Here is a 20,678-nt window from a genome sequence, read left to right on the forward strand (position 1 = left end):
AGCCCCTGGATCTCCTCCAGTTTAGTGTAGAGTCCGCCCAACTTAAGGACGGACAAATGAAGACGAGATTCACTGACGAGCAGATTATTCAGATGATCAAGGAACAGGAAGCAGGCGAGAAGACGGCTGACGTGTGCAGGCGCTATGGGATCAGCCAAGGCACCTTCTACAAATACAAGTCGAAGTATGGCGGCATGGAGCCGTCAGATGCCAAGAAGCTGCGTGCGCTGGAAGCCGAGAACGCAAAGCTGAAGAAGCTGTTGGCTGAACAGATGCTCGACAATGCAATGCTGCGGGATGTGAACTCAAAAAAGTGGTGACGCCCGATGCCAAGCGGAAGGCGGTTGCCCATCTGGTGGAGGTTCATCAGGTGAGCCAGCGTCGGGCGTGTTCTGCTCTGGATGTGGATCGGTCGACGGTGCGGTATAAGTCCCGTCGGGCCGAAGACGCGGATTTGCGTGATGCGATCAAGCGGGTTTCGCAAGAGCGCCGCCGGTTCGGGTATCGCCGCATCCATGTCATGGTCCAGCGTGAAGGCTTCGAGGTGAACCACAAGAAGCTGAGACGTATCTATCGTGAAGAGAAGCTCCAAGTGCGCCGCAGGGGCGGCCGGAAGTGCGCTTTGGGCACCAGAAGACCGATGGCAGTTCCGGATGGCCTCAACCAACGCTGGTCTCTCGACTTCGTGTCAGATGCCTTCACCGATGGGCGAAGGTTCCGCATTCTTGCGATTGTGGATGATCACACCCGCGAGAACTTGGCGCTGGTAGCCGACACTTCCCTATCAGGTCTGCGCGTCACGCGGGAGCTGAACCGGGTCATCGCTGAACGCGGAATGCCGGGAACGATTGTCTCTGACAATGGCACCGAGTTCACCAGCATGGCCATCCTGCGGTGGGTTCAGGAGACCGGGATCGACTGGCACTACATCACGCCGGGAAAACCAACCCAAAACGCATTCATCGAAAGCTTCAACGGAAAGCTGCGTGACGAATGCCTGAATGAAACCCTCTTCAGCTCACTGGCCGAGGCCCGTGAAACGCTGGAAGCATGGCAGGAGGATTACAATTACCAAAGACCACATTCCGCGTTAGGCAACCTGACACCGATGGAATTTGCAGAAAAAATGAACATGGACAAACTGGCCGTATAAGGTCATCAAACCAAACCCAAGGACTCTCCGCGAGGTGGAGGAAACTTGGGGCTCAGGTCAATGGGAATACTCTACCGTAGCCTTCAATGGTTATGTTTCCATTGTCTTGTTGGATGTTGAACCCATCAAAAAGCTGATCACCTGACATGAGGTTCTGAGCTTTCGCCATATCGGACAGACCCAACATCACCGTTAGAATTGCAAAAACCGAGTGTAGAGAACGTGCCATAATAACTCCCACAATGTCTCATAAGCGTAGGTGTGTTTTGGATTCCGATCAACTCTTGCAGAAGCGTAGCATTTCTCAGTACGTAGGTTGATTTCAAAGTTCCCGTCCGTTGAACGCATTCGAGCGGGACGAAAGAGTGTTCCATACCAAGCACAAAAATCCCCTGCCAAAACCTATGCGTCAAAAACGGTCGTTTTTGTCCAAGATCATCACACTTGGATGGAGCGCATGATCAAGTCTTAAAGCGCCGGATCAGTGTCTCAAACCGTTCGACAATATCGCCCATTTCTGACGGATCGCAGGCACGCGGATCAAACCCGGAACGGTGCAGCTGGTTGAAGAACCACAAGACATCGCTGTCTGACAATTCAGCTCGAATTACCTCGCGCACGAGAGCTGTGCTGTACGGAACGCGCGCCTTGCGGACTTCGGACAGAGTGGTGCGGATGTGTTCGCGCGTAAGTGCCTTGGAGAGCAGGTGGCCGAACGTGTAGCTGTCGGGGCGCACCCGGTCCGGTCGGCGTTTTGTGAGTACATGCCAAGCTTCATCCCAGCCGGGCTGCTTGTTGAGCAGAGCGTTGAAGGCATATTGGTTTGGCGACAAACCGAAGCGACCGAATATTTGCCAGACGGCTTCTGCTTCTTCCGCCCCTTTCGTATGCGCAAGCAGGCTCGAAAGGCTTACGACACTCGGCTTGGCATTCAATGCCTCGAGTTCAGCGAGAAATGGCTCTGCCTCCATTGCATTGCTGCAAGCTCCTACGAATGCGGAATACTCGGAGGCACGCGGCCGCACGCCGGCCTCCGACATCATCTCCAGGAAGGGCGCGATGTCGGACATGTCTTTCGTCCGCTGCGACAATTGCCCGAATACCGCGTTGTCGGGCCGCACGCCGGCCTCCGACATCATCTCCAGGAAGGCCGCGATGTCGGACATGTCTTTCGTCCGCTGCGACAATTGCCCGAATACCGCGTTGTCGGGCCGCACGCCGGCCTCCGACATCATCTCCAGGAAGGCCGCGATGTCGGACATGTCTTTCGTCCGCTCCGCTAGTTTGCTGAATACCGCGTTGTCGGGCCGCACGCCGGCCTCCGACATCATCTCCAGGAAGGGCGCGATGTCGGACATGTCTTTCGTCCGCTGCGACAATTGCCCGAATACCGCGTTGTCGGGCCGCACGCCGGCCTCCGACATCATCTCCAGGAAGGCCGCGATGTCGGACATGTCTTTCGTCCGCTGCGACAATTGCCCGAATACCGCGTTGTCGGGCCGCACGCCGGCCTCCGACATCATCTCCAGGAAGGGCGCGATGTCGGACATGTCTTTCGTCCGCTGCGACAAGGTGCTGAATACCGCGTTGTCGGGCCGCACGCCGGCCTCCGACATCATCTCCAGGAAGGCCGCGATGTCGGACATGTCTTTCGTCCGCTGCGACAAGGTGCTGAATACCGCGTTGTCGGGCCGCACGCCGGCCTCCGACATCATCTCCAGGAAGGCCGCGATGTCGGACATGTCTTTCGTCCGCTCCGCTAGTTTGCTGAATACCGCGTTGTCGGGCCGCACGCCGGCCTCCGACATCATCTCCAGGAAGGCCGCGATGTCGGACATGTCTTTCGTCCGCTCCGCTAGTTTGCTGAATACCGCGTTGTCGGGCCGCACGCCGGCCTCCGACATCATCTCCAGGAAGGGCGCGATGTCGGACACGTCTTTCGTCCGCTGCGACAAGGTGCTGAATACCGCGTTGTCGGGCCGCACGCCGGCCTCCGACATCATCTCCAGGAAGGCCGCGATGTCGGACATCGAGCTTGGCGCCTTTCGCGCAGCCGCAACAAAGAGAGCTGAATCGATCTTCCAACGTCGTTCCAAAATCGTATCGAGAACTCGCTTTAGGTCGTCTATCCTTGTGGCAAATTCAGGCAGTTTGAGTTGTAGCTGATAATCCAGCCGCTCACCGGCCGCAATCGATCCGCGCAAGGTCTCCAACCGATCTTCTAGAGACGTTTTTTGGATCAACCGGATCACGCGAAGGGCGAGTATCTCATCAGGAGCGGCGTTATCGGAAATTTCTTCCAAGCCATCGGCGCAAGCCGCAAGAAGGGCCGCACTGGTTGTCCCTGTGCTTCGATCCAAGGCCATCTGGAGCCCCCAGATTCGCCCTAATGGTGCGTCGAGCCGTCGCATCAATGGAACAAGCCGATTCCAGTCGTACCGCTTGGTCTCACGATGATCCTCCAGCATGGCCTCCAGTTCCGATCGGAAATTCTGCCGAGCATCGCCCGGGTCCATCGGCTTGCTCGCGATGACGGTGAACTCGTCGCGCTTGCCTCTGGCACGGCTTTCTTGCACTCGCACCTTGTCAAGCGAACGCGGCCCGGTGTTCCTGATCGCTTTGTACTGATCGCGATACATGATGGCACCGGTCAGGTCGGCGCCTTCAAAGGACACACCTTTGACGTCCGAATCCCGGAAATCCATCCCACGGCAGTCACCGTGTTCGAAGAAGGACCTCTTGTCGTAGCCTGTTGACGCGATCAGCCCGACAATGTCGTCCAATTTGGACGCTCTTATCTTGCCGATCGCGTCGGCTTCACGGTCAGTCATCTCAATGGGGTCGTTCGTAAACAGCCAATCCATCACGTTATCCTAAATTTCCCAGACGCCAGCACATGACGTTCCTTCTTGCCGACTCTCTGGCGCAAAACCTGATTGATCAGCTGTCTTTCAATTCGTGCCCGCTCGGTTTCCACTGCTTTGTCAGCACTCTCTCGCTGTGACGGTGGCATCTGTTTGTAACCACTCGGTTTCAGCATCTCGACAGTGGGCCAGAAATCCTCAGTCGTTACCGTGACATTCAGGATGACCTCTTGGTCGGATTCGGCACCAAACTCGGCAAGCTGTGCCCTCATTAACTGGCCAGTATGGCGGGCATCAGTGTCAGGTTTGATCATGCGCCATTGCATGCTCGGCCATTGCCATTGGATTGTTGTGGCGATCGCCTCGCCGAACTGCGTCGGCGGCTCCTTGGAATTCAAATGCCTGAGTAGCACGGTTGGCTCTGGATCGGGAAAATCTGCTTCGATCCATGCATCCCGAAAGCCGAGATTGACCTCGGCAACATGCTGACCCTTGTATCGCCAAGGCTTGCAGCAGGGCGTCAATCGTATGAGGTCTGCCCGCAGGAGATAGCGCCCAGACGATGGTATTGGTTCTACCCCAGCTGGACCGACCTCCAGAAGCTCTTCTGCCCCAGTGCGAACGGTGAGGCGGTTGCCAATGCTTTGGTCCGCTGAGAAGTCCTCGCCCCATTCCTCCCAGCAAGCTTCGAGGACCTTCCGCGGGAATTTCTTCCGCGGCAGTGGCTTGCCTTGCGATTCAGACCTTCGCCAACTCTCGATAGTTCCGCGCGGTGCGATCCAATGACCCGGATCGCCGTCCTTGTTGGGAGGTGGTCGCCCTAGATACTTCTTGAGGCCTGCTTCCAAATTCTTGATGCGGGCGGGGCTGGCGCCACCCTGACCGCTGGGCAATCGATCATAGTAGAAAGCGAGGAACTCTGTGACATCGAAATCGATCAACTCTTCGGAAGAACCAGGTTGCTCATTGTCGCGTATACCGCCTGTATTCTCCCCAACCATTTTTCTCTACCCATAGAAGCTGTTGTTTAACCTTAGTTCCTGTGTTCCATCCTTGCTATTGTATAGTTCCGCGTCATTGTCCTGGTTCAACTCGCGGTCTTTCTTCTTGATCGCGAAGAAATTCACACACGCCGGCTCCACACCAGAAATTTAGCCTACAGGAACTTCACGACGAAGAGCTGGAAGATGAACACGGGCATGGAAACAGGCCATGTGTAGATCGTGTGCAGCTTCACGGCTGCGACATTTCTTATGCTGGCCGTCATCTCACGCCATCGCACGCGTTTGCCGATGTAGCGGGACAGGATGATGCCAATGGCAAAGTAGGCGAAGAACGCCAGCATCGGCGAGATTGCCAACGCGGCACCAAGACCAATTATTCCCATCATATAGGCGACGATGAAGTCCAGCAGGCCGTAGGGATGCGGACCGTGATGACGACGCCGGCCTTTCGGTCGGTGCCGCCGGCGACGTGGCCGATAGCCGGTGACATTACCATGCGATCGCATGGCGACTATCTCGGCCGGAGGTATCGGGCCGCGTGTTTCGGTACTGCCCAACAGATTTAACGATCGGGTTAAGGCAATCTGACCCTATCTCGATGTTGCTGTCGAAATCAGCATTGTTCGCCGCGTTCAGCCGGTGCGATGTGGAGCCCGCCAGCGACATCGTGATGATGGAAACACCGGGTGCGCTATGCTCCCTGATTGCCTTGGCCAGATCGCAGCCGAGCGCGCCATCACCAGTGGCAATCACAACGACGTCGTAGGTCGACCGCGAGAGCAGCATGCCGGCTCCGAAACAGATCGTGTGATCGCTGTTGGCGAACTTCTCGATCCCTCGGGTCGTCCGTGCGATCTGGATATCGCGCGGGTGGGCGCGCCAGCCGATGGCCATGAAAGCGTCGACGAGCTCGTTATCCTCCGCCTTCCGGCTGAAAAACGCATGGCACGAGATATTTGTCGAATGCCTTCGGAGGACACGGTCGAGCGAGCGGAAGCAGAGCGACCGTCCCAAATCAGAGGCGCTGATGCTCAAGTTCTCGACGTCGGCGAGAAGAAGTGCCCGCTTTCCTGAGAGCGGGGCAAGTGGACCGGTCGTCGATGCGACGATCGCAGACCGCTTGCGGCCTCCCGGCCCAGACAAGCTGAGCCGGGGGGGAGCCTTCGGTTTTGGAGCCGCAAGCCACGGCAGTGAAAGAATTTGCATATCATATGTCCTTTCGTGGATTGACTACTTACGGGAAAGGCCGGCGAGAGCCGCCAACCCGGCCAGGCCGAGTGCCAGCCCGATACCAAGACCACCTGACGACCCTTTGGCCTGCGGCCGCGCACGGCTTGGAGCCTTACGCGACGGCGGTGCAGCCCGCCGGGAATGGGTCGGATGGCGATGCCGCCCTGCCTTGCGCTTCTTGTTGTCGCCCCAGGACGGAGCGGTGATGGTCGATTGAGCACCCGGCGTGCCGTCAGGGACCAGCGTGGTCACGGTACCGCAGCCACGACACGTCCAAGTATCGCCGACCCTGGCGTTGCGCGGCCAATGCCGCGTACGTCCGCAGATGCATTTTCCAACTTGGTGAGCCATATGAATTTCCCCAGTTCAAGATTGTGGAAAAAGGGGGGCAGCTTGCGCCGCCCCCGGTCCTTCACGACAAACGGCAAAGGTGCTTTGCGCCGCCCGTCTTCATGTTCACGCGCCAGAGGTGGCGCGCGCCCGTGTAGGGGTAAGCGACAACGGCACCGAGGGTGTTGTTGTCGGTCCGCTTCCAGCCGATGATCTTGCCTTGGACGCGGTACCCACCATCGTTCCACATGAGATTGGACTGCCGCAGGATACGCTTGGCCGTCCCGTCAGTGAGAACCGCACGGCGGTGATGATGGCGATGTTGACGAGGTGCTGAGAATAACATGGTTCCTACTCCTGATTTGTTCTGCCCGGGGTCATCCCGTGCGCTCGATGACCTTTCTTGCCATCTCGGCTCGCCTGGGAGCACGAGGGTCTATCGCCTGAAAATCGACCCCATCGCCTGAGCTGGCATCCAACCGCCCTTTCCGTCGGCATCGCTGCAGCATTTCGTTTGGTGACAAGGGAGGCTGTGCCAATAACGGTCGTTTTTGTCCCAGATGGCCTGCTCCAAGAAATCATTGAATATTCTTGTGCCTCAAACCCTTGGCGAAACCGCCTTTGATATTTTCACGTTTTTGGCCGTCTTCGAATCGAATGGACGTTGGTGCGATGTGCACCAACGGTCAAAGTGGACTCTTTGCCGCCCAATGCTTGTGCGGCAAGGACGGACATCGTGCGTCTCTGACACCGGTCATTCAATGAGAATGTAGATTTGTCACGTCGGCGCGGTGCTGATGATTGGGCTTGGAGGGAGGACCGGAGGGCAAATTATGCCAAAAGTCCAACTTCCCGCAACTACCCCGAAACGCAGAGCCTGGAATAAGGGGCGGATTATCGGTCAAAAGCGGCCTTTGCTTCCCAAACAGGTCTGGGCAATCCGGGCAAGACTCGAACTGGCAGGCTATCTGCGCGATTTGTCGCTTTTCAACGTCGCTATCGACAGTAAGCTTCGCGGCTGTGATCTTGTGAAACTGGCCGTTTCTGACCTGGTCAAGGATGATCGTGTGCGAGAACGCGTCTCGGTTATCCAGAGCAAAACCAAGCGGCCGGTCCAGTTCGAACTGACTAAAAACACGCGTGAAAGTGTCCTCGCCTGGGTCAAATCTCCCGAGATGTTTGCGTGTCGGTTTATGTTTCCAAGCCGCTTTCATGACCGGCCCCACATTTCAACCCGCCAGTATGGACGGCTTGTTCGTGATTGGGTCACGGCGATTGGGTTAGAACCAAGCGGATATGGCACCCATTCGCTCCGCAGGACCAAGGCAGCGGAAATCTACCGAAAGACCGGCAACCTCCGCGCGGTCCAACTGCTGCTTGGTCACACCAAGGTCGACAGCACAGTGCGTTACCTTGGCGTTGAACTTGAGGATGCGCTGAGCATCGCCGAGCGTATCGACATCTGAGAAACTTTGGCGAACGGTCCTGCCGTTCGCCATTCCGAAGCGGAGGTCGATCCCTCATGCGGCGTTTGTCGGTGGTGAGCCCATTTTGACTGACGCTGCGCATGGTACAAACGGCAGCAATGCGCAGAAAGCAGACTTTGCAAAGTTGCGCGAACGGCCCAGAGCGGACTTTTGCGGATAGGGCATCAAACGGCAGCTTGGAACCGAATTCGGAAGCCCAAGGTTCTCGCTGCAAGCGCTCGTATCATTTCCTTCGCTGCGATGGCGAAATTCCTCATGATGCAGAGCGGCGGAATCAGCGGTAGTTCTTGCGTCCGCAACTTGCGACATTCGAAATGCGGGACAACTCAGTCTTTCACTCGACCGCGCCAGGTTCACACTTGTCCTCAACCAGCCATCAGCCCAGGCAACCAAAAGCAGCGGTGTTGTCCGTCATTGCCGGATTTCGTTTTGGCAGCGAATTTGTGGTGTGGGCGTATTGACGTCTTGCGGGACGAAGCAAGCAGGGTCGCATTATTCCATTGAAAGATGCCGATGCAATCGGCTCGACGTTTGAGGCAATCCAGCGGATTAACGTTGCAATTGGCTTCGAAAAAACGCCACGTTCACCGCCAGACCCGGCAAAAGCCACTGGAACAACCTCACCACTGATAGGATCTCTTCCAACGATGCATCGGATGTGGCTGCGTCACGCAGAGCGTCAGGGGTTATTCCAGACGCATTCGGCAGCGAGACTGCAAGGTCGATGGCCGCTTGATGGACACACTCCACTCTGGTGGCATACCCGGCCTCGGACAATCGATGTTTAAGATCGCTCCAGGCCAAGGTGAAATAGCTGGGCCAGCGTGCAAAGGCGCGATAGTCGGTGTTGACGAAGGGCAGCCCGAGCACCTCGCGGAGTTCACCGTAGAGGGCCGCCAGATCGCCTGAGGCGTGATGCGGTTCCATCAGAGGCGGCTTGGGCATGGCTGGAGTTGGGGACGTAGCGCGGCCAAGATCTCCAGCGCCTTGCCATGAGTTTCCTTCCAGCAGCAGCCGCGCCAGCGTCGCCATCAGGACGTAAGGCATGTTGCCGGCGGAAAAGACTTCGTTGCAGGCGCGGATGTCGTCGATCTCCTGCACGCCATAGCCCTGCGAAATGAGCCGCGACACCAAGGGCGCAGGCTCCATGGCTTCTGCCTCCCGCTCGGCGACATCACGCATGGACTGGCAGGCCTGTCTAAACACCTTGGTTCCCGTGATTGGCTCCATGGCCGACCACAGGGTGTCATAGAACCGGGGGTAATGCGCGAAGGCCATGGCAACCACGCCCATCCAGGGGACGCCGAGGCCCTTCTTGGTGCGCTCGTAAACCGCCGCGCGCGCGCCGCTGACGGCGAATTCTTGGACTGGATGGATCACGGGAATAGGGTCGGGCTTCAGCCGGGGGAGTTCAGCCATCGGCGTGGATTTCCTGCGGTAAACCTTCGCTCCATTTACGAAGCTCGTTGAGGAAGCCCAGCGCACTGCGCCCGAACTCGGTGATCTCGTAGTGAACGGACACCGGGGCTGTATCCATGACTTCGCGCCGGACCAGCCCCTGCGTTTCCAGTTGGCGCAGACGTTCGGTGATCATCTTCTTGGATGCGCCACCAACCATCCGAGCCAGATCGTTGAACCTGACCGGACCGTCCTTGAGGTGCCACAGGATCGACCCGGTCCATTTTCCGCCGATGATCCTCATGCCCTTTTCGATCGCGCAAGGTTCAAAACAGGCCTCATAGACCTGCCGCCTGCCCTGGGGGTCGTCTTCGACTCTTGCACGCATGTGGTGCCCTCACTTCTAATTTTAAGGTTACCAAAAGTATACTGGTTGATTTTAGTTCCTTGCAATCGCAATTTCCCCTCGAACGGGCCGCGAGTCAAGTGAGGCCCGCCGAAACACAAAGGAACCGACCATGAGCAACATCCTGATTCTGAACGGAGCACAGCCCTATGAATTCGCACCCGGCACGCTGAACGCCACACTGGTGGACCGCGCGCGCGCCTTCCTGGAGGCGCAGGGGCACATCGTGCGTGTGACCACCGTGGCCGAAGGCTACGACGCCAATGCCGAAGTCGACAGCCACATCTGGGCCGACACGGTAGTCATGCAATTCCCGATCAACTGGATGGGCGCGCCGTGGTCGTTCAAGAAATACATGGACGAGGTCTACACCGTCGGTATGGACGGTCGACTGACCAACGGCGACGGTCGCACCCCAGAGGCACCCAAGGAAAACTATGGCATGGGCGGCACGCTGACCGGCACCAAATACATGCTGTCAGTCACTTTCAACGCCCCGCGCGAGGCTTTCGACGATCCATCAGAGCCCTTCTTCCAAGGTGGTAGCGTCGACGATCTTCTACGCCCTCTGCACCTGAACGCTCAATTCTTTGACATGACGCCGTTGCCGACCTTTGCCGCTTTCGACGTGATGAAGAATCCGGAAATCGAGGCTGACTTCGCTCGCTTCGATGCCCATCTGGGTGCCGTCTTCTCGGAGGCCGAGCATGCCGCGGCCTGATATCGTTCTCTACACCGCGAACACGATGAACGGGTGGAAGCCGCTCATCTTCCTGCACGAGGCCGAGATCGACTACGAGCTGGTCAATGTCGACTTCTCGAAGAAGGAACAGCACGCTCCCGACTACGTGAAGATGAACCCGAACGGCAAGATCCCGACGATCTGGGATCGGGCCGAAGGGCGCGCGATCTTTGAAAGCGGGGCAATCCTGTGGCACCTGGCCGAAAAATATGGGCGGTTCCTGTCCTCCGACCCGGTGGAGCAGTCCGAGACGCTGCAATGGCTGTTCTTTCAGGTCGGCCATATAGGTCCGATCATGGGGCAGGCGATGTATTTTCAGCGCATCGCCAAGCCCAATGGCGATGAGGTGCCTTATGCCATCGACCGCTACGTGGCCGAAAGCCGCCGCTTGCTGGAAGTGCTGGATACGCGGCTCAAGGGTCGCGACTGGCTGGTCGGCGGCGAGATGTCGATTGCCGATATCGCCACCTATCCTTGGGCGCGCAGCTATTTCTGGGCGACCGTGGATATCGAAGGCTTGCCCAACCTTCAGGCTTGGTTCGCCCGGCTCGATGCGATGCCGAGAGTGCAGGAGGCTCTGCAATTGCCCGAGCCACGTCCTTCGGCCTTCGGCAAGGGTGATATTGATGCGGCGGCCAAGGCGAATGCCGCTCGTTTTTCTTCCGATGTGAACAAAGATTGAATCATGCTCGATACAGACGCTAATGTCACCACCTTTACCTATCACACCAAGGACACCGCTCCCGAAGATTCGAAACTTCTGATTGATCGGACCGTGGCCGAATTTGGCGGTCTGATCAGCCTGCACGCGCTGTTTGCCGAAAGCCCGGTGACTTACGAGACCTATCAAAAAGCGTTCGACCTGTTCCTCAAGCACAGCTCGTTCACGTTGCTCGAGGCGCAGGTGGTCTTCATGACTTCGAACTTCATCAATCGCTGCCATTACTGCATGGCCGGGCACACGATGATGATGAAACGGGCCAAGATGCCCGATGACGTCATCGACGATCTGCGCGAAGGCCGAACGCTGGCCGACCCCAAGCTGGCGGCTTTGCAAAGCTTTGCCCGAGAGTTGCTTGAGAAGCGCGGCCATATCGGCGACGACCGCCTGCAGGCGTTTCTGGATGCGGGCTATGACCGCAAGGCGGCGCTGGACGTGCTGACGGGACTGGCTGCCAAGCTGATCTCGAACTTCACCAATGCACTGGCCCACACGCGACTGGATCGCGGCATGGAAAAATACACCTGGGTGCATCCCGACGATCGTTGATCTCTTTTACCCCGCCCCGGTTGGGGCGGGCCATCCAATAGCAGAAAGACCCCGACATGGCCCTGAATGATCATCCGATGTGGCGGAAACCACAGCATCACCACGATCTTGAGAACACCCATGACCACGTCCACTGGGTCGAGTTGTTCTATGATCTGATCCATGTGGTGACGATCTTCCTTTTGGGGAACTACCTGTCGGATCATCTGGACCTGCAAGGGTTTTTGACCTTTGCCGGTGTTTTCATTGCCCTTTGGTATGCCTGGGGTGAGCTAAGCATCTTCAACTCCATCTATGTCAGCACCGATTTCTGGCACCGGATCATCATGTCACTGATGATCTGTACCGTTATGTTCATGGCCGCCGCGATCCCGGCCATCGATGGCAAAGGCTGGACGTTCTTTGCACTGGGCTTCGCGGCCAATCGCCTGTTGATGGCCGCCCTGTATTTCCGAGCGCGTCGCACCAACGCCGCGAGCAAATCGTTCTGCAACGAACACATTCGCAATTTTCTGATCTTTGCCGCGATTTTCGCGGCAACGGCATTTTTGCCCAAACCCCTGGCCTACTGGGTTTTTGCGGCGGCCATGGTGACCACCCAATTGGTCTACATGATTCCACGGATCAGCGTACTGCGGTTTGATCGTTTTGCCCCGCGCCTTGGACACATGTCCGAGCGGTTTGCGTTGTTGACGCTGATCGTTCTGGGAGAGGGTTTTTTCAAGCTGGTCGTAACCTTGTCCGAGAAAGGTATATACAAGGTCACGCCCGACGTGCTGGTCAATTTCGTGATCGGCGGCGTGTCGATGTTCGTGATGTGCTGGATCTATTTCGACTTTGTCGGCAATGCCAAACCCAAGGACAACAAGCCCGCAACCATTGTCAATCTGGTGGCTGGCACATCTGGTGCTGATGCTCTGCGGGGTGATGGTGGGCGTGGCGCTTGCGGCAGAGGTCAAGGTCGGTTTCTGGGATCCATACCCGGTCAAATACGCCGCCATCGGTTGTTTCGGGTTGGCCGGATACATCGCCATGCTTTGGGTATTACGGCAGATCATCGAGGATCGCGTCGCGTCCAGATTTGGCCGAGGGGACGTGCGCCTGTTCGGAATCCTTTGCGCAATCGGCACTTACTTTGCGGTGCCTCATGTGCCGTCTCTGGTGGCTAACTTGCTGTGGGGCACAGCGCTGTTTTCGCAGATCGTGGTCCCCGTCAGCCGAGCCTGGATGACCTTCCGCAATGATTGAAGCCAATCCCACCCTACGGGCCCGGGTCTATTGGTGGCTCGAGCGGCCCGACCGAAACGCTGACGGCCCGCTGCTGCTGGAGATCGCGCTGATCGCACTCATTTCGCTGAACGTCGGTGCAGTGATCCTCGAGACGGTCGCGCCGATCTATGCGCGCTGGAAGCTTGCGCTCGACCTGTTCGAGACGGTGTCGCTGCTGGTGTTCACTGCCGAATACTTGGCCCGGTTGTGGGTGGCCCCCGAAAACCCTGAGGTTCGGTCGCGACGGGACTGGGCCACCAGCCCGCTGGCTGTCGTTGATCTATTGGCGATCCTGCCGGCGGTGCTGGGTATGCTATTTCCTCTGGATCTGCGGATACTGCGCACGCTTCGGATGCTACGCCTTCTTAAGCTCACCCGATATTCACCCGCTTTGGGCATGTTGCTGGCGGTGTTCGAGGAAGAAGCCGGGGCTTTTCTGGCCGGTTTCTTCATCCTTGTTCTGATGCTGATCTTTGCCTCCAGCGGGGCCTGGCTGGCTGAACATGAGGCGCAACCAGAGGCTTTCGGCTCTATCCCTGCCGCCATGTGGTGGGCGGTGGCCACGCTGACGACGGTCGGTTACGGCGACGTGACGCCGGTGACGGTGGCAGGCAGGATCTTCGGCGCGATCATCACCATCGTCGGGATCGGCATGGCCGCGTTGCCTGCCGGGATCATTGCAAGCGGCCTGAACGACCAACTTCACCGCCGCCGTGCCAGCCTGGAAGCCCAGTTTCGCCTTGCGCTGGAGGATGGCACGATTTGTGCAGAGGAGCAGACATCAATAGAAGCCCTGCGCAAGGATTTGGGCCTTTCCCGTCGGGCAGCCAGCCACATTCACAAACAAGTTCGAACCGAAACACAGGCACGTCAGGGCGTGTGTCCAGCCTGCGGTCGGTCTCTTCAAGTTTCCAAATCTATGGAGTGAATAGATGAGCGCCTTTACCCCCCTTCGTGTAGACATCGTGTCTGATGTCGTCTGCCCCTGGTGCGTCATTGGTTATCACCAGTTGGCACATGCCGCCAATGCAACCGGTGTGGCCATTGACCTGCATTGGCACCCGTTTGAGCTGAACCCCAATATGGTGCAAGAAGGCGAAAACCTGCGGGAACATCTGGCCGCGAAATACGGCACCACGCTGGAAGGCTCGATCAAGGCGCGGGCGCGCCTGACCGAGATGGGCGCAGCACTTGGGTTCGAGTTCAACTATGCCGACGACATGCGGATGGTGAACACTTTCCGCGCCCACCAACTGATTGACTGGGCTGAAGATCAGGGCCGTGCACATGACATGAAACTGGCGCTGTTCGCGGCGTTCTTCACCCAGCGAGAAGATCTCAACAATGTGGATGTTCTCGCCGATGTCGCCGCCAGCATTGGTCTCGATCGCGACACGGTCCGTGCAATGTTGGAAAGTGGCGAGCGCGCTGAATCCGTCCGAAAGAAAGAGCGGTTCTGGACGTCTCGCGGCGTCACCGGCGTGCCCGCGATGATCTTCAACCACCAACATCTCGTCACCGGCGCGCAGGGCGAAGAGACCTATACCAATATCCTGAATCAGCTGCAGCCAGCGCAAGCCGTCTGAGGACAAGCACAAACCAAGGGAGGAGATACCATGTCAAAAGCACAAGTGATCCACAAGAAGGGTCCGCCCAGTTGCATGAACTGGGAAGACTGGCACGTGCCTGATCCGGCACCGGGTGAAGTGCGAATGCGTCACACGGCGGTGGGCGTGAACTATGCTGACACCTATCACCGCAGCGGTATATCTCATCCGTGGCCGGTTCCGGATGAACCGGTGGTGATCGGCTTTGAAGGCGTGGGCATTGTGGAGGGCGTGGGCGACGGCGTGACCGGCTTTAAGACCGGGGATCGTGTTGCTTATGGCATCCCGCCGCTGGGGTCTTATTCCGAGGTGCGCAACTATCCCGCCGACAAGCTGCTGCATCTGCCCGAGGGGTTAGACGACAAGCAGGTTGCCGCGCTGCTGATGAAGGGTATGACGGCACATTACCTGCTGCACCGCACATACGCCGTGCAGCCAGGTGACACGATCCTTGTCCACGCGGCTGCAGGCGGCATGGGGTTGATCCTTTGCCAATGGGCCAAGGCGCTTGGGGCAACCGTAGTGGGTACGGTCTCGACTGAAGAGAAAGCTGAGGTCGCCCGCGCGGCAGGCTGTAACTACCCTGTCGTCCGCTCACAGCAAAGTTTCGTTGACGTCGTGCGCGACGTGACCGACGGCGAGGGCTGCGCCGTGGTCTACGAGGCGATCGGAAAGGACACGTTGCAGGACAGCCTCGACAGTTTGCGCCTGATGGGCGTCTGCGCGGCCTATGGCCATGTGTCGGGTCCGCCCGATCCCATTGACGTGATCCAGGATTTAGGCCGCCGGGGGTCCCTGTTCATCACTCGTCCTGCGATCATGCATTACGTCGCCAAACGTTCTGATCTGGAGTGGACGGCACGCGATCTGTTCAAGGCCATCGGTGACGGCATTCTGGATGCCAACATCAACTACGAATACTCGCTGAAGGATGCGGTCAAGGCACATGAAGCCATCGAGTCCGGCAAGACCTTGGGCGCGACGGTGCTGATCCCATGAGCCTGTCAGGTATCAAAGCTCTGACCTTCGACACCGGTGGCACCGTGCTCGACTGGCACACCGGCTTTCGTGAGGCATTTGCGGCGGCCGGCGCGCGCCATGGGATCACCCGGGACTGGAGCGCGCTGACCAACGAGCTGCGGCGTCGCAGCATGGAAGCCATGCTTGATCTCGGGCGCGTCGGCCCGCCGGCCTATAATTTTGACGAGGCACATCGGTTCTGTCTGGACACACTGCTCGCCGATGAGAGGTTGGACATCTTCGACGATACTGACCGCCGCGCGATCGCCTGGGATGCGCCGCACAGCTTCACCGCATGGCCGGATGTCCAACCCGGCCTGACCGCCCTGCGAAACCGCTATATTGTGGCGTCCTTCACGCTCCTGTCCTACCGGCTGGTCATCGATAGCTCACGCCTGAACGATCTGATATGGGATGCGGTTCTGTCCTGCGAAGGTTTCGGTGTCTACAAGCTCTTGCCTGAGTCCTACGCCCGTGCTGCCACCTTGCTGCAACTGGATCCGCCCGAATGCCTGATGGTCGCCTGCCATCCCTTCGACTTGGACGCCGCCCGCGATGTCGGGTTCCGGACAGCCCTTATCCGCCGACCAGAGGAATGGGGCGAGACCGGTTCAGAGGTCGCGGGCGAAGGCGGTTATGATCTGGAGGTGAACAGTTTCACCGACCTCGCGATTGTATTGAGTGCAATCTGAAACTGACCCAATTTGCTACGACCGAGACAAAGGATGCTGACATCGTTCGCCCAATGTAGGCCTTCCACGCCACCCGTATAGTGGCGGGGAAACCGTCCAGACGCTTCGAGGCTATTTTGGGAGAACGATGAACTCATGGTCATCGCCACCAGCAGAGAGAACTTCGGTGCTGTCAGACGAATTCGAACTAGTCTCAGCTAGGACAGGATTTCTGCCCCTTAATCAGCACAAAGTTGGCGCCACTCGGCCAGAGCGGCGACGCGGTTCAGTTTGAAATGTTGTCTGGAAAAGAGACTGCGCTCCGAATTGAAGAGGTTGAGAACAGAGGCGTGGACAGATGCGAACTTCTGCAGACTTCGCAATCGTCGGAAGCGAAGCATCGCTCTCTCTCTCTCTCTTCGTCGAAATGGCAGATGAGAATTCTCTGCGCGATTGTTCACCCAGCGGCCAGTTTCCTGCCTATCCGCGTTGCCAATTACTCTCATCGCGGCACCGTAAGAGCGGAGTTTGTCGGTTACCAGTGTGCCTGGCCGACCGTAACGCCGCATTGATTTCTTGAGAAATTTCAATGCTGCCTTCCTATCTCGCGTCTTCGTCACATAGCTTTCTAGGACCTCACCCTCATGATCAACGGCCCGCCAAAGGTAGTACCGCTCGCCGTTGATCTTCACGAACATTTCGTCCAGATGCCATTTCCAATTTGAGTGGCAACGCATCGACTGAGATCATCTCTTGCGAATTTCCGATGCGAATTTGGGACCGAACCGTTGCCACCAAAACCGAACGGACTAATAGCTCACGTCGATGCCGCGTTCGTGTAGCAGATCTTCGACATTCCTGAGCGACAGAGGAAACCGAATGTACATCATCACAGCCAAGCGGATGATCTCAGGGCTGGTTTTGAAGTAGCGAAATGGGGATTTGTTCGTCATCGCTGGACGCTAATTGTGCGCCCTGCTCGCTTCAAGCCGGTTTCCTCTGACAAGGCCAGTTTGTCAGCTGGCCACATCTGCAGGCTGAGATTGGCACACAAACCTGGTTCTGCGACCCCTCCTCTCCCTGGCAGAAAGGCACTGTCGAAAACACCAATCGCCGTCTTCGAAGATGGTTACCGCGAAAACGCGACATCAGACCGATGACTGATCACGACATGAAAATGATCTGTGACCGCCTCAACAACACGCCTCGTAAATGCCTCGGATGGAAGACGCCGGCCGAAGTGTTCCATGAAAAGATGATGGAAGAATTGAGATGACCACCCTACCCTGAAGCCAACAAGAGTCACAGTTCTGGTATCGCTCACACCAGAAATTCTTTGGTCATTACGTCACTCCTTCAGAGGTGAGACTTTGAAACGATCCACGCGCGAGGCGAGCGTGTTTCAAAATGAATTCTTCAACCTGGGTCCGGTCACCCGCCAGTTTGGTAAGGCTTTCGGTCCGTTCTGCGGGAACATCGCCCCAAGCCGGGGGAAGCGCCTTCTCTTGCGTAGCATCAAATACCGCGTCGGGGAACTTGGCAGGATGCGCAGTCGAGAGCGTCACCATCGGCACATCTGCATCGGCATGATCTTGTGCGACTTTGACGGCAACGGCGGTGTGCGGGTCGGCCAGATAGCCTGTATCTCGCCGAATTCGCCCAACTTCTTCCAGCGTTTCGACTTCGGAAACTGCACCGGCGTCAAAGCTCTCGCGGATGAAACTCAACATCTCATCTGGTAGCTTGTAATTGCGGTTATCCTTCAATGCCGCCATCAGTTCGCGCACCACGTTTGAATCTCGCCCTGCTGCCTCGAACAGCAAACGCTCGAAGTTCGATGAGATCTGAATGTCCATCGAGGGCGTGATCGTAGGCTTAACGGTCCCAAGCTTATGATCCCCAGTCGCAAGGGTACGGGCAAGAATGTCGTTTTCATTGGTCGCGATCACCAATCGGTCGATCGGCAGGCCCATCTGCTTGGCGACGTAACCGGCATAGATGTCACCGAAATTCCCGGTCGGTACGGTGAAGCTTACTTTCTGCTCCGGTGCGCCAAGCGCAGTTGCCGCCGTGAAATAGTACACGACCTGCGCCATCACCCGCCCCCAGTTGATCGAGTTCACCGCCGACAACCTGACCCGGCTGGCAAAGGCCTGGTGACCAAACATTTCTTTCACCATCGACTGGCAGTCATCGAAGCTGCCATCGAGTGCCAAAGCATGGCAGTTATCAGCACCCACCGTGGTCATTTGCCGGCGCTGGAAGTCAGAGACCTTGCCATTGGGGAACATAAAAAATGTGTCGATGCCGTCGCAGGTTTTGAATGCTTCAAGTGCCGCACCACCTGTGTCGCCAGATGTCGCCCCGACAATTGTCAGCCGTTCCCCGCGCTCTGTGAGCACATGATCCATGAGGCGCGCAAGGATTTGCATGGCCACGTCCTTGAACGCCAATGTTGGCCCGTGAAACAACTCCAGCAGCCAGTCGTTTGGCCCCATCTGCACCAGTGGTGTCACTGCGGGATGATGGAATGTCGCATATGCTTCTTCGATCATATTTCTAAGCGTGGCATCTTCGATTTCGCCGCCAACAAAAGGCGACATCACCGCAAAGGCAACTTCGGGGTATGGCTTGCCCCGCAATGCTCTGATTTCATCACTGCTCAGATGCGGCCATGCTTCAGGCACGTAAAGTCCGCCGTCGCTTGCTAGCCCCACCAGCAGGGCCTCTTTGAATGAAAGTGCTGCGGCCTGGCCGCGTGTTGATAGGTATCGCATGGATCCATCCCCTGCGTTCGATTGCGTCGGATGTCTTGTCAGCCGCAGGGGAACAGGCGTTCGTCGAGCGGATAGGTCGAGATCGTCTCGAACCCGCTTTCGGTCACAACGCCCTGGTCCTCCAGCTTGACCATGTGGTCGCCGCCGACCTCGCCCACCAGCGCTTCGACGCACAGCGTCAGACCGGGTTCGAGAGTGGCGTCAAAGGCCCCGTCCACCAGACGGTCTGGATAGGCGATCAATGGCCATTCGTCACACAGGCCCACACCGTGCATCGGAGAGGAGTATTTGAGCTCATCATATTTGTCCTGAAGCACATGGAGTGAGCGTGTCAGGTCTTCCATGTGAAGACCTGGTTTCAGAAGCGCCGTGTTATAGCGAATGTGTTCGACGGCCTCGGCGTAGCTCTCGCGCATATGGGCTGGGGCCAGATCGTCGCCGATCCACCAGGTACGGCTAAGGTCCGCGCAGATGCCATAGGGCCCGATCAGATCGGTGTCGAAGGCGAGGATCTCGTTCTCAGAGATGACCCGCGGCCCGCATTCCTGGAACCAGGGGTTGGTGCGCGGTCCCGAGGTGAGCAGCCTTGTCTCGATCCACTCGCCGCCGCGCTTGATGTTCTCGGCATGAAGGACGGCCCAGACGTCGTCCTCGGTCACGCCACCGTTCGGAATCTCGGTGCGGGCGAAGTCTTCCATTGCGGCCATCGAACGCTCACAGGAATGGATGGCGCAGCGCATGGCCCGCAGCTCGTGTTCGGTCTTGATGCCCCGCGTGCGTTCGGTGACTTCCTCGCCATCGCGAAACTCAAGTCCTGCACGACGGATTGCGTCCAGTCCCGCAGGTTGGATCTTGTCAATACCAATCTGTGTATGACCAGGAGCGTGGGTGGCCAGCAGGTCTGCCACCTCGGCGGCGAAGGCGTCAGCCGCCGGCCCGATCCGGTCGCCGCGCGCGAAATAGAACATATCCGCGCCGGATCGGCTTTCGCGAACCAACGGGTTATACTCGGCTAGGAACGGCGCATTTTTGTAGTCCCAAAGCACCATATAGCCATCGGCGCACAGCAGGCAGGCCCGGAACGGGTTGTGGGTGTTCCACAGCTGCATGTTCGTCGTGTCAGTCGCGTAGCGGATATTCAAAGGATCGAACATCAGAAGACCCCCATAGCCGCGCGCCACAATGGCATCGGTCAGGCGCTGATGCCGGGCTTTGCGCATCTCGACAAGATCGGGCAGTTCCAACCCCGCCTCACGCCATTCCGCGTGGGCCAGTGCCGTTGGTCCAATCTCGACCCGGTCACCATCATTTATCGTCCCGTCGCCAAGACGCACACCCTGGCTTGGGTCGATCTTCCGGTTATCCCTGTAATGCGTTTTCATTCTGTGCATCCCTTTCAGAAGCTTGACCCGCAATTTCCCCATTTACGGCTATCGGGGTGCGGTTTTCT

20 protein-coding genes and 2 pseudogenes are annotated in these 20,678 nt (G+C 57.7%); 11 read left to right on the plus strand and 11 right to left on the minus strand.

Translation table 11 applies throughout. The features are described 5' to 3' along the window. The first annotated feature begins 56 nt into the window (after positions 1-56). Positions 57-1,153 (plus strand): IS3 family transposase gene (locus ACO07T_RS19915; protein WP_422050852.1). Its coding sequence is split into 2 segments (ribosomal slippage): positions 57-306 and positions 306-1,153, totalling 1,098 coding nucleotides; the frame shifts between segments, so codons are not numbered across the junction. 52 nt (positions 1,154-1,205) lie between these two features. Here the strand turns inward: ACO07T_RS19915 and ACO07T_RS19920 are convergent. The 6 genes from ACO07T_RS19920 to ACO07T_RS19945 all read right to left on the minus strand — a co-directional run bounded on the left by ACO07T_RS19920 (position 1,206) and on the right by ACO07T_RS19945 (position 6,927). After that, positions 1,206-1,382 carry a hypothetical protein gene (locus tag ACO07T_RS19920; RefSeq protein WP_422050853.1) on the minus strand — a complete coding sequence of 59 codons (177 nt, stop codon included), beginning with the start codon at positions 1,380-1,382 and terminating at the stop codon, positions 1,206-1,208. A gap of 232 nt (positions 1,383-1,614) precedes the next feature. Then, positions 1,615-4,017 (minus strand): hypothetical protein, encoded by a 2,403-nt coding sequence (locus ACO07T_RS19925; RefSeq protein WP_422050854.1) that lies wholly within the window; start codon positions 4,015-4,017, stop codon positions 1,615-1,617. Continuing rightward, complete coding sequence (locus ACO07T_RS19930; RefSeq protein WP_422050855.1) at positions 4,017-5,018, minus strand: hypothetical protein; 1,002 nt, start codon at positions 5,016-5,018, stop codon at positions 4,017-4,019. The genes ACO07T_RS19925 and ACO07T_RS19930 overlap by 1 nt, the downstream gene beginning before the upstream one ends. Before the next feature lie 155 nt (positions 5,019-5,173). Next, positions 5,174-5,527 carry a hypothetical protein gene (locus ACO07T_RS19935; protein WP_422050856.1) on the minus strand — a complete coding sequence of 118 codons (354 nt, stop codon included), beginning with the start codon at positions 5,525-5,527 and terminating at the stop codon, positions 5,174-5,176. Further along, complete coding sequence (locus tag ACO07T_RS19940; RefSeq protein ID WP_422050857.1) at positions 5,511-6,227, minus strand: hypothetical protein; 717 nt, start codon at positions 6,225-6,227, stop codon at positions 5,511-5,513. Before ACO07T_RS19940 ends, ACO07T_RS19935 begins: the two co-directional genes overlap by 17 nt. A 436-nt stretch (positions 6,228-6,663) precedes the next feature. After that, positions 6,664-6,927: a hypothetical protein gene (locus tag ACO07T_RS19945; protein WP_422050858.1), complete on the minus strand. Its 264-nt coding sequence runs from the start codon at positions 6,925-6,927 to the stop codon at positions 6,664-6,666. 487 nt (positions 6,928-7,414) lie between these two features. Between ACO07T_RS19945 and ACO07T_RS19950 the strand changes: the two genes are divergently transcribed. Continuing rightward, the gene (locus ACO07T_RS19950) at positions 7,415-8,047 is read left to right on the plus strand and encodes a tyrosine-type recombinase/integrase (RefSeq protein ID WP_422050859.1); all 633 of its coding nucleotides are present in this window, start codon (positions 7,415-7,417) and stop codon (positions 8,045-8,047) included. 570 nt (positions 8,048-8,617) lie between these two features. On the opposite strand, the gene ACO07T_RS19955 is transcribed toward ACO07T_RS19950, so the two are convergent. Beyond that, a complete protein-coding gene (locus ACO07T_RS19955; protein WP_422050860.1) occupies positions 8,618-9,487 on the minus strand; it encodes a hypothetical protein in 870 nt (289 codons plus the stop codon). Beyond that, a complete protein-coding gene (locus ACO07T_RS19960; RefSeq protein WP_321830648.1) occupies positions 9,480-9,854 on the minus strand; it encodes a winged helix-turn-helix transcriptional regulator in 375 nt (124 codons plus the stop codon). Before ACO07T_RS19960 ends, ACO07T_RS19955 begins: the two co-directional genes overlap by 8 nt. 130 nt (positions 9,855-9,984) lie before the next feature. On the opposite strand from ACO07T_RS19960, the gene ACO07T_RS19965 reads away from it, so the two are divergent. The 8 genes from ACO07T_RS19965 (at position 9,985) to ACO07T_RS20000 (ending at position 16,472) form a co-directional block, all read left to right on the plus strand. Next, positions 9,985-10,593, plus strand: a complete 609-nt coding sequence (locus ACO07T_RS19965; RefSeq protein WP_422050861.1) for an NAD(P)H-dependent oxidoreductase — start codon at positions 9,985-9,987, stop codon at positions 10,591-10,593. After that, the gene (locus ACO07T_RS19970; protein ID WP_422050862.1) at positions 10,580-11,296 is read left to right on the plus strand and encodes a glutathione S-transferase family protein; all 717 of its coding nucleotides are present in this window, start codon (positions 10,580-10,582) and stop codon (positions 11,294-11,296) included. The genes ACO07T_RS19965 and ACO07T_RS19970 overlap by 14 nt, the downstream gene beginning before the upstream one ends. Before the next feature lie 3 nt (positions 11,297-11,299). Then, a complete protein-coding gene (locus tag ACO07T_RS19975) occupies positions 11,300-11,884 on the plus strand; it encodes a carboxymuconolactone decarboxylase family protein (protein WP_422050863.1) in 585 nt (194 codons plus the stop codon). A 143-nt stretch (positions 11,885-12,027) separates the two neighbouring features. Continuing rightward, positions 12,028-13,053 (plus strand): low temperature requirement protein A, encoded by a 1,026-nt coding sequence (locus ACO07T_RS19980; protein ID WP_422050864.1) that lies wholly within the window; start codon positions 12,028-12,030, stop codon positions 13,051-13,053. A 71-nt stretch (positions 13,054-13,124) separates the two neighbouring features. Continuing rightward, positions 13,125-14,081, plus strand: a complete 957-nt coding sequence (locus ACO07T_RS19985) for an ion transporter (protein WP_422050865.1) — start codon at positions 13,125-13,127, stop codon at positions 14,079-14,081. A gap of 4 nt (positions 14,082-14,085) precedes the next feature. After that, the gene (locus ACO07T_RS19990) at positions 14,086-14,739 is read left to right on the plus strand and encodes a DsbA family oxidoreductase (protein ID WP_422050866.1); all 654 of its coding nucleotides are present in this window, start codon (positions 14,086-14,088) and stop codon (positions 14,737-14,739) included. A 30-nt stretch (positions 14,740-14,769) separates the two neighbouring features. Beyond that, positions 14,770-15,759, plus strand: a complete 990-nt coding sequence (locus ACO07T_RS19995) for a quinone oxidoreductase family protein (protein ID WP_422050867.1) — start codon at positions 14,770-14,772, stop codon at positions 15,757-15,759. Beyond that, complete coding sequence (locus tag ACO07T_RS20000; RefSeq protein ID WP_422050868.1) at positions 15,756-16,472, plus strand: HAD family hydrolase; 717 nt, start codon at positions 15,756-15,758, stop codon at positions 16,470-16,472. Before ACO07T_RS19995 ends, ACO07T_RS20000 begins: the two co-directional genes overlap by 4 nt. A 218-nt stretch (positions 16,473-16,690) precedes the next feature. On the opposite strand, the pseudogene ACO07T_RS20005 reads toward ACO07T_RS20000, so the two are convergent. Further along, positions 16,691-17,404: pseudogene (locus tag ACO07T_RS20005) on the minus strand (IS6 family transposase). 56 nt (positions 17,405-17,460) lie between these two features. On the opposite strand from ACO07T_RS20005, the pseudogene ACO07T_RS20010 reads away from it, so the two are divergent. Then, positions 17,461-17,727: pseudogene (locus tag ACO07T_RS20010) on the plus strand (transposase); the annotation flags it as partial. A 67-nt stretch (positions 17,728-17,794) separates the two neighbouring features. On the opposite strand, the gene thrC reads toward ACO07T_RS20010, so the two are convergent. Both thrC and dddP read right to left on the minus strand, forming a co-directional pair. Further along, positions 17,795-19,228 (minus strand): threonine synthase, encoded by a 1,434-nt coding sequence (gene thrC, locus ACO07T_RS20015; RefSeq protein WP_422050869.1) that lies wholly within the window; start codon positions 19,226-19,228, stop codon positions 17,795-17,797. A 38-nt stretch (positions 19,229-19,266) separates the two neighbouring features. After that, positions 19,267-20,610: a dimethylsulfonioproprionate lyase DddP gene (gene dddP, locus ACO07T_RS20020; protein ID WP_422050870.1), complete on the minus strand. Its 1,344-nt coding sequence runs from the start codon at positions 20,608-20,610 to the stop codon at positions 19,267-19,269. Positions 20,611-20,678: the final 68 nt, after the last annotated feature.

Source organism: Shimia sp. (assembly GCF_965227725.1).
In the GTDB taxonomy this organism is placed as follows: domain Bacteria; phylum Pseudomonadota; class Alphaproteobacteria; order Rhodobacterales; family Rhodobacteraceae; genus Shimia.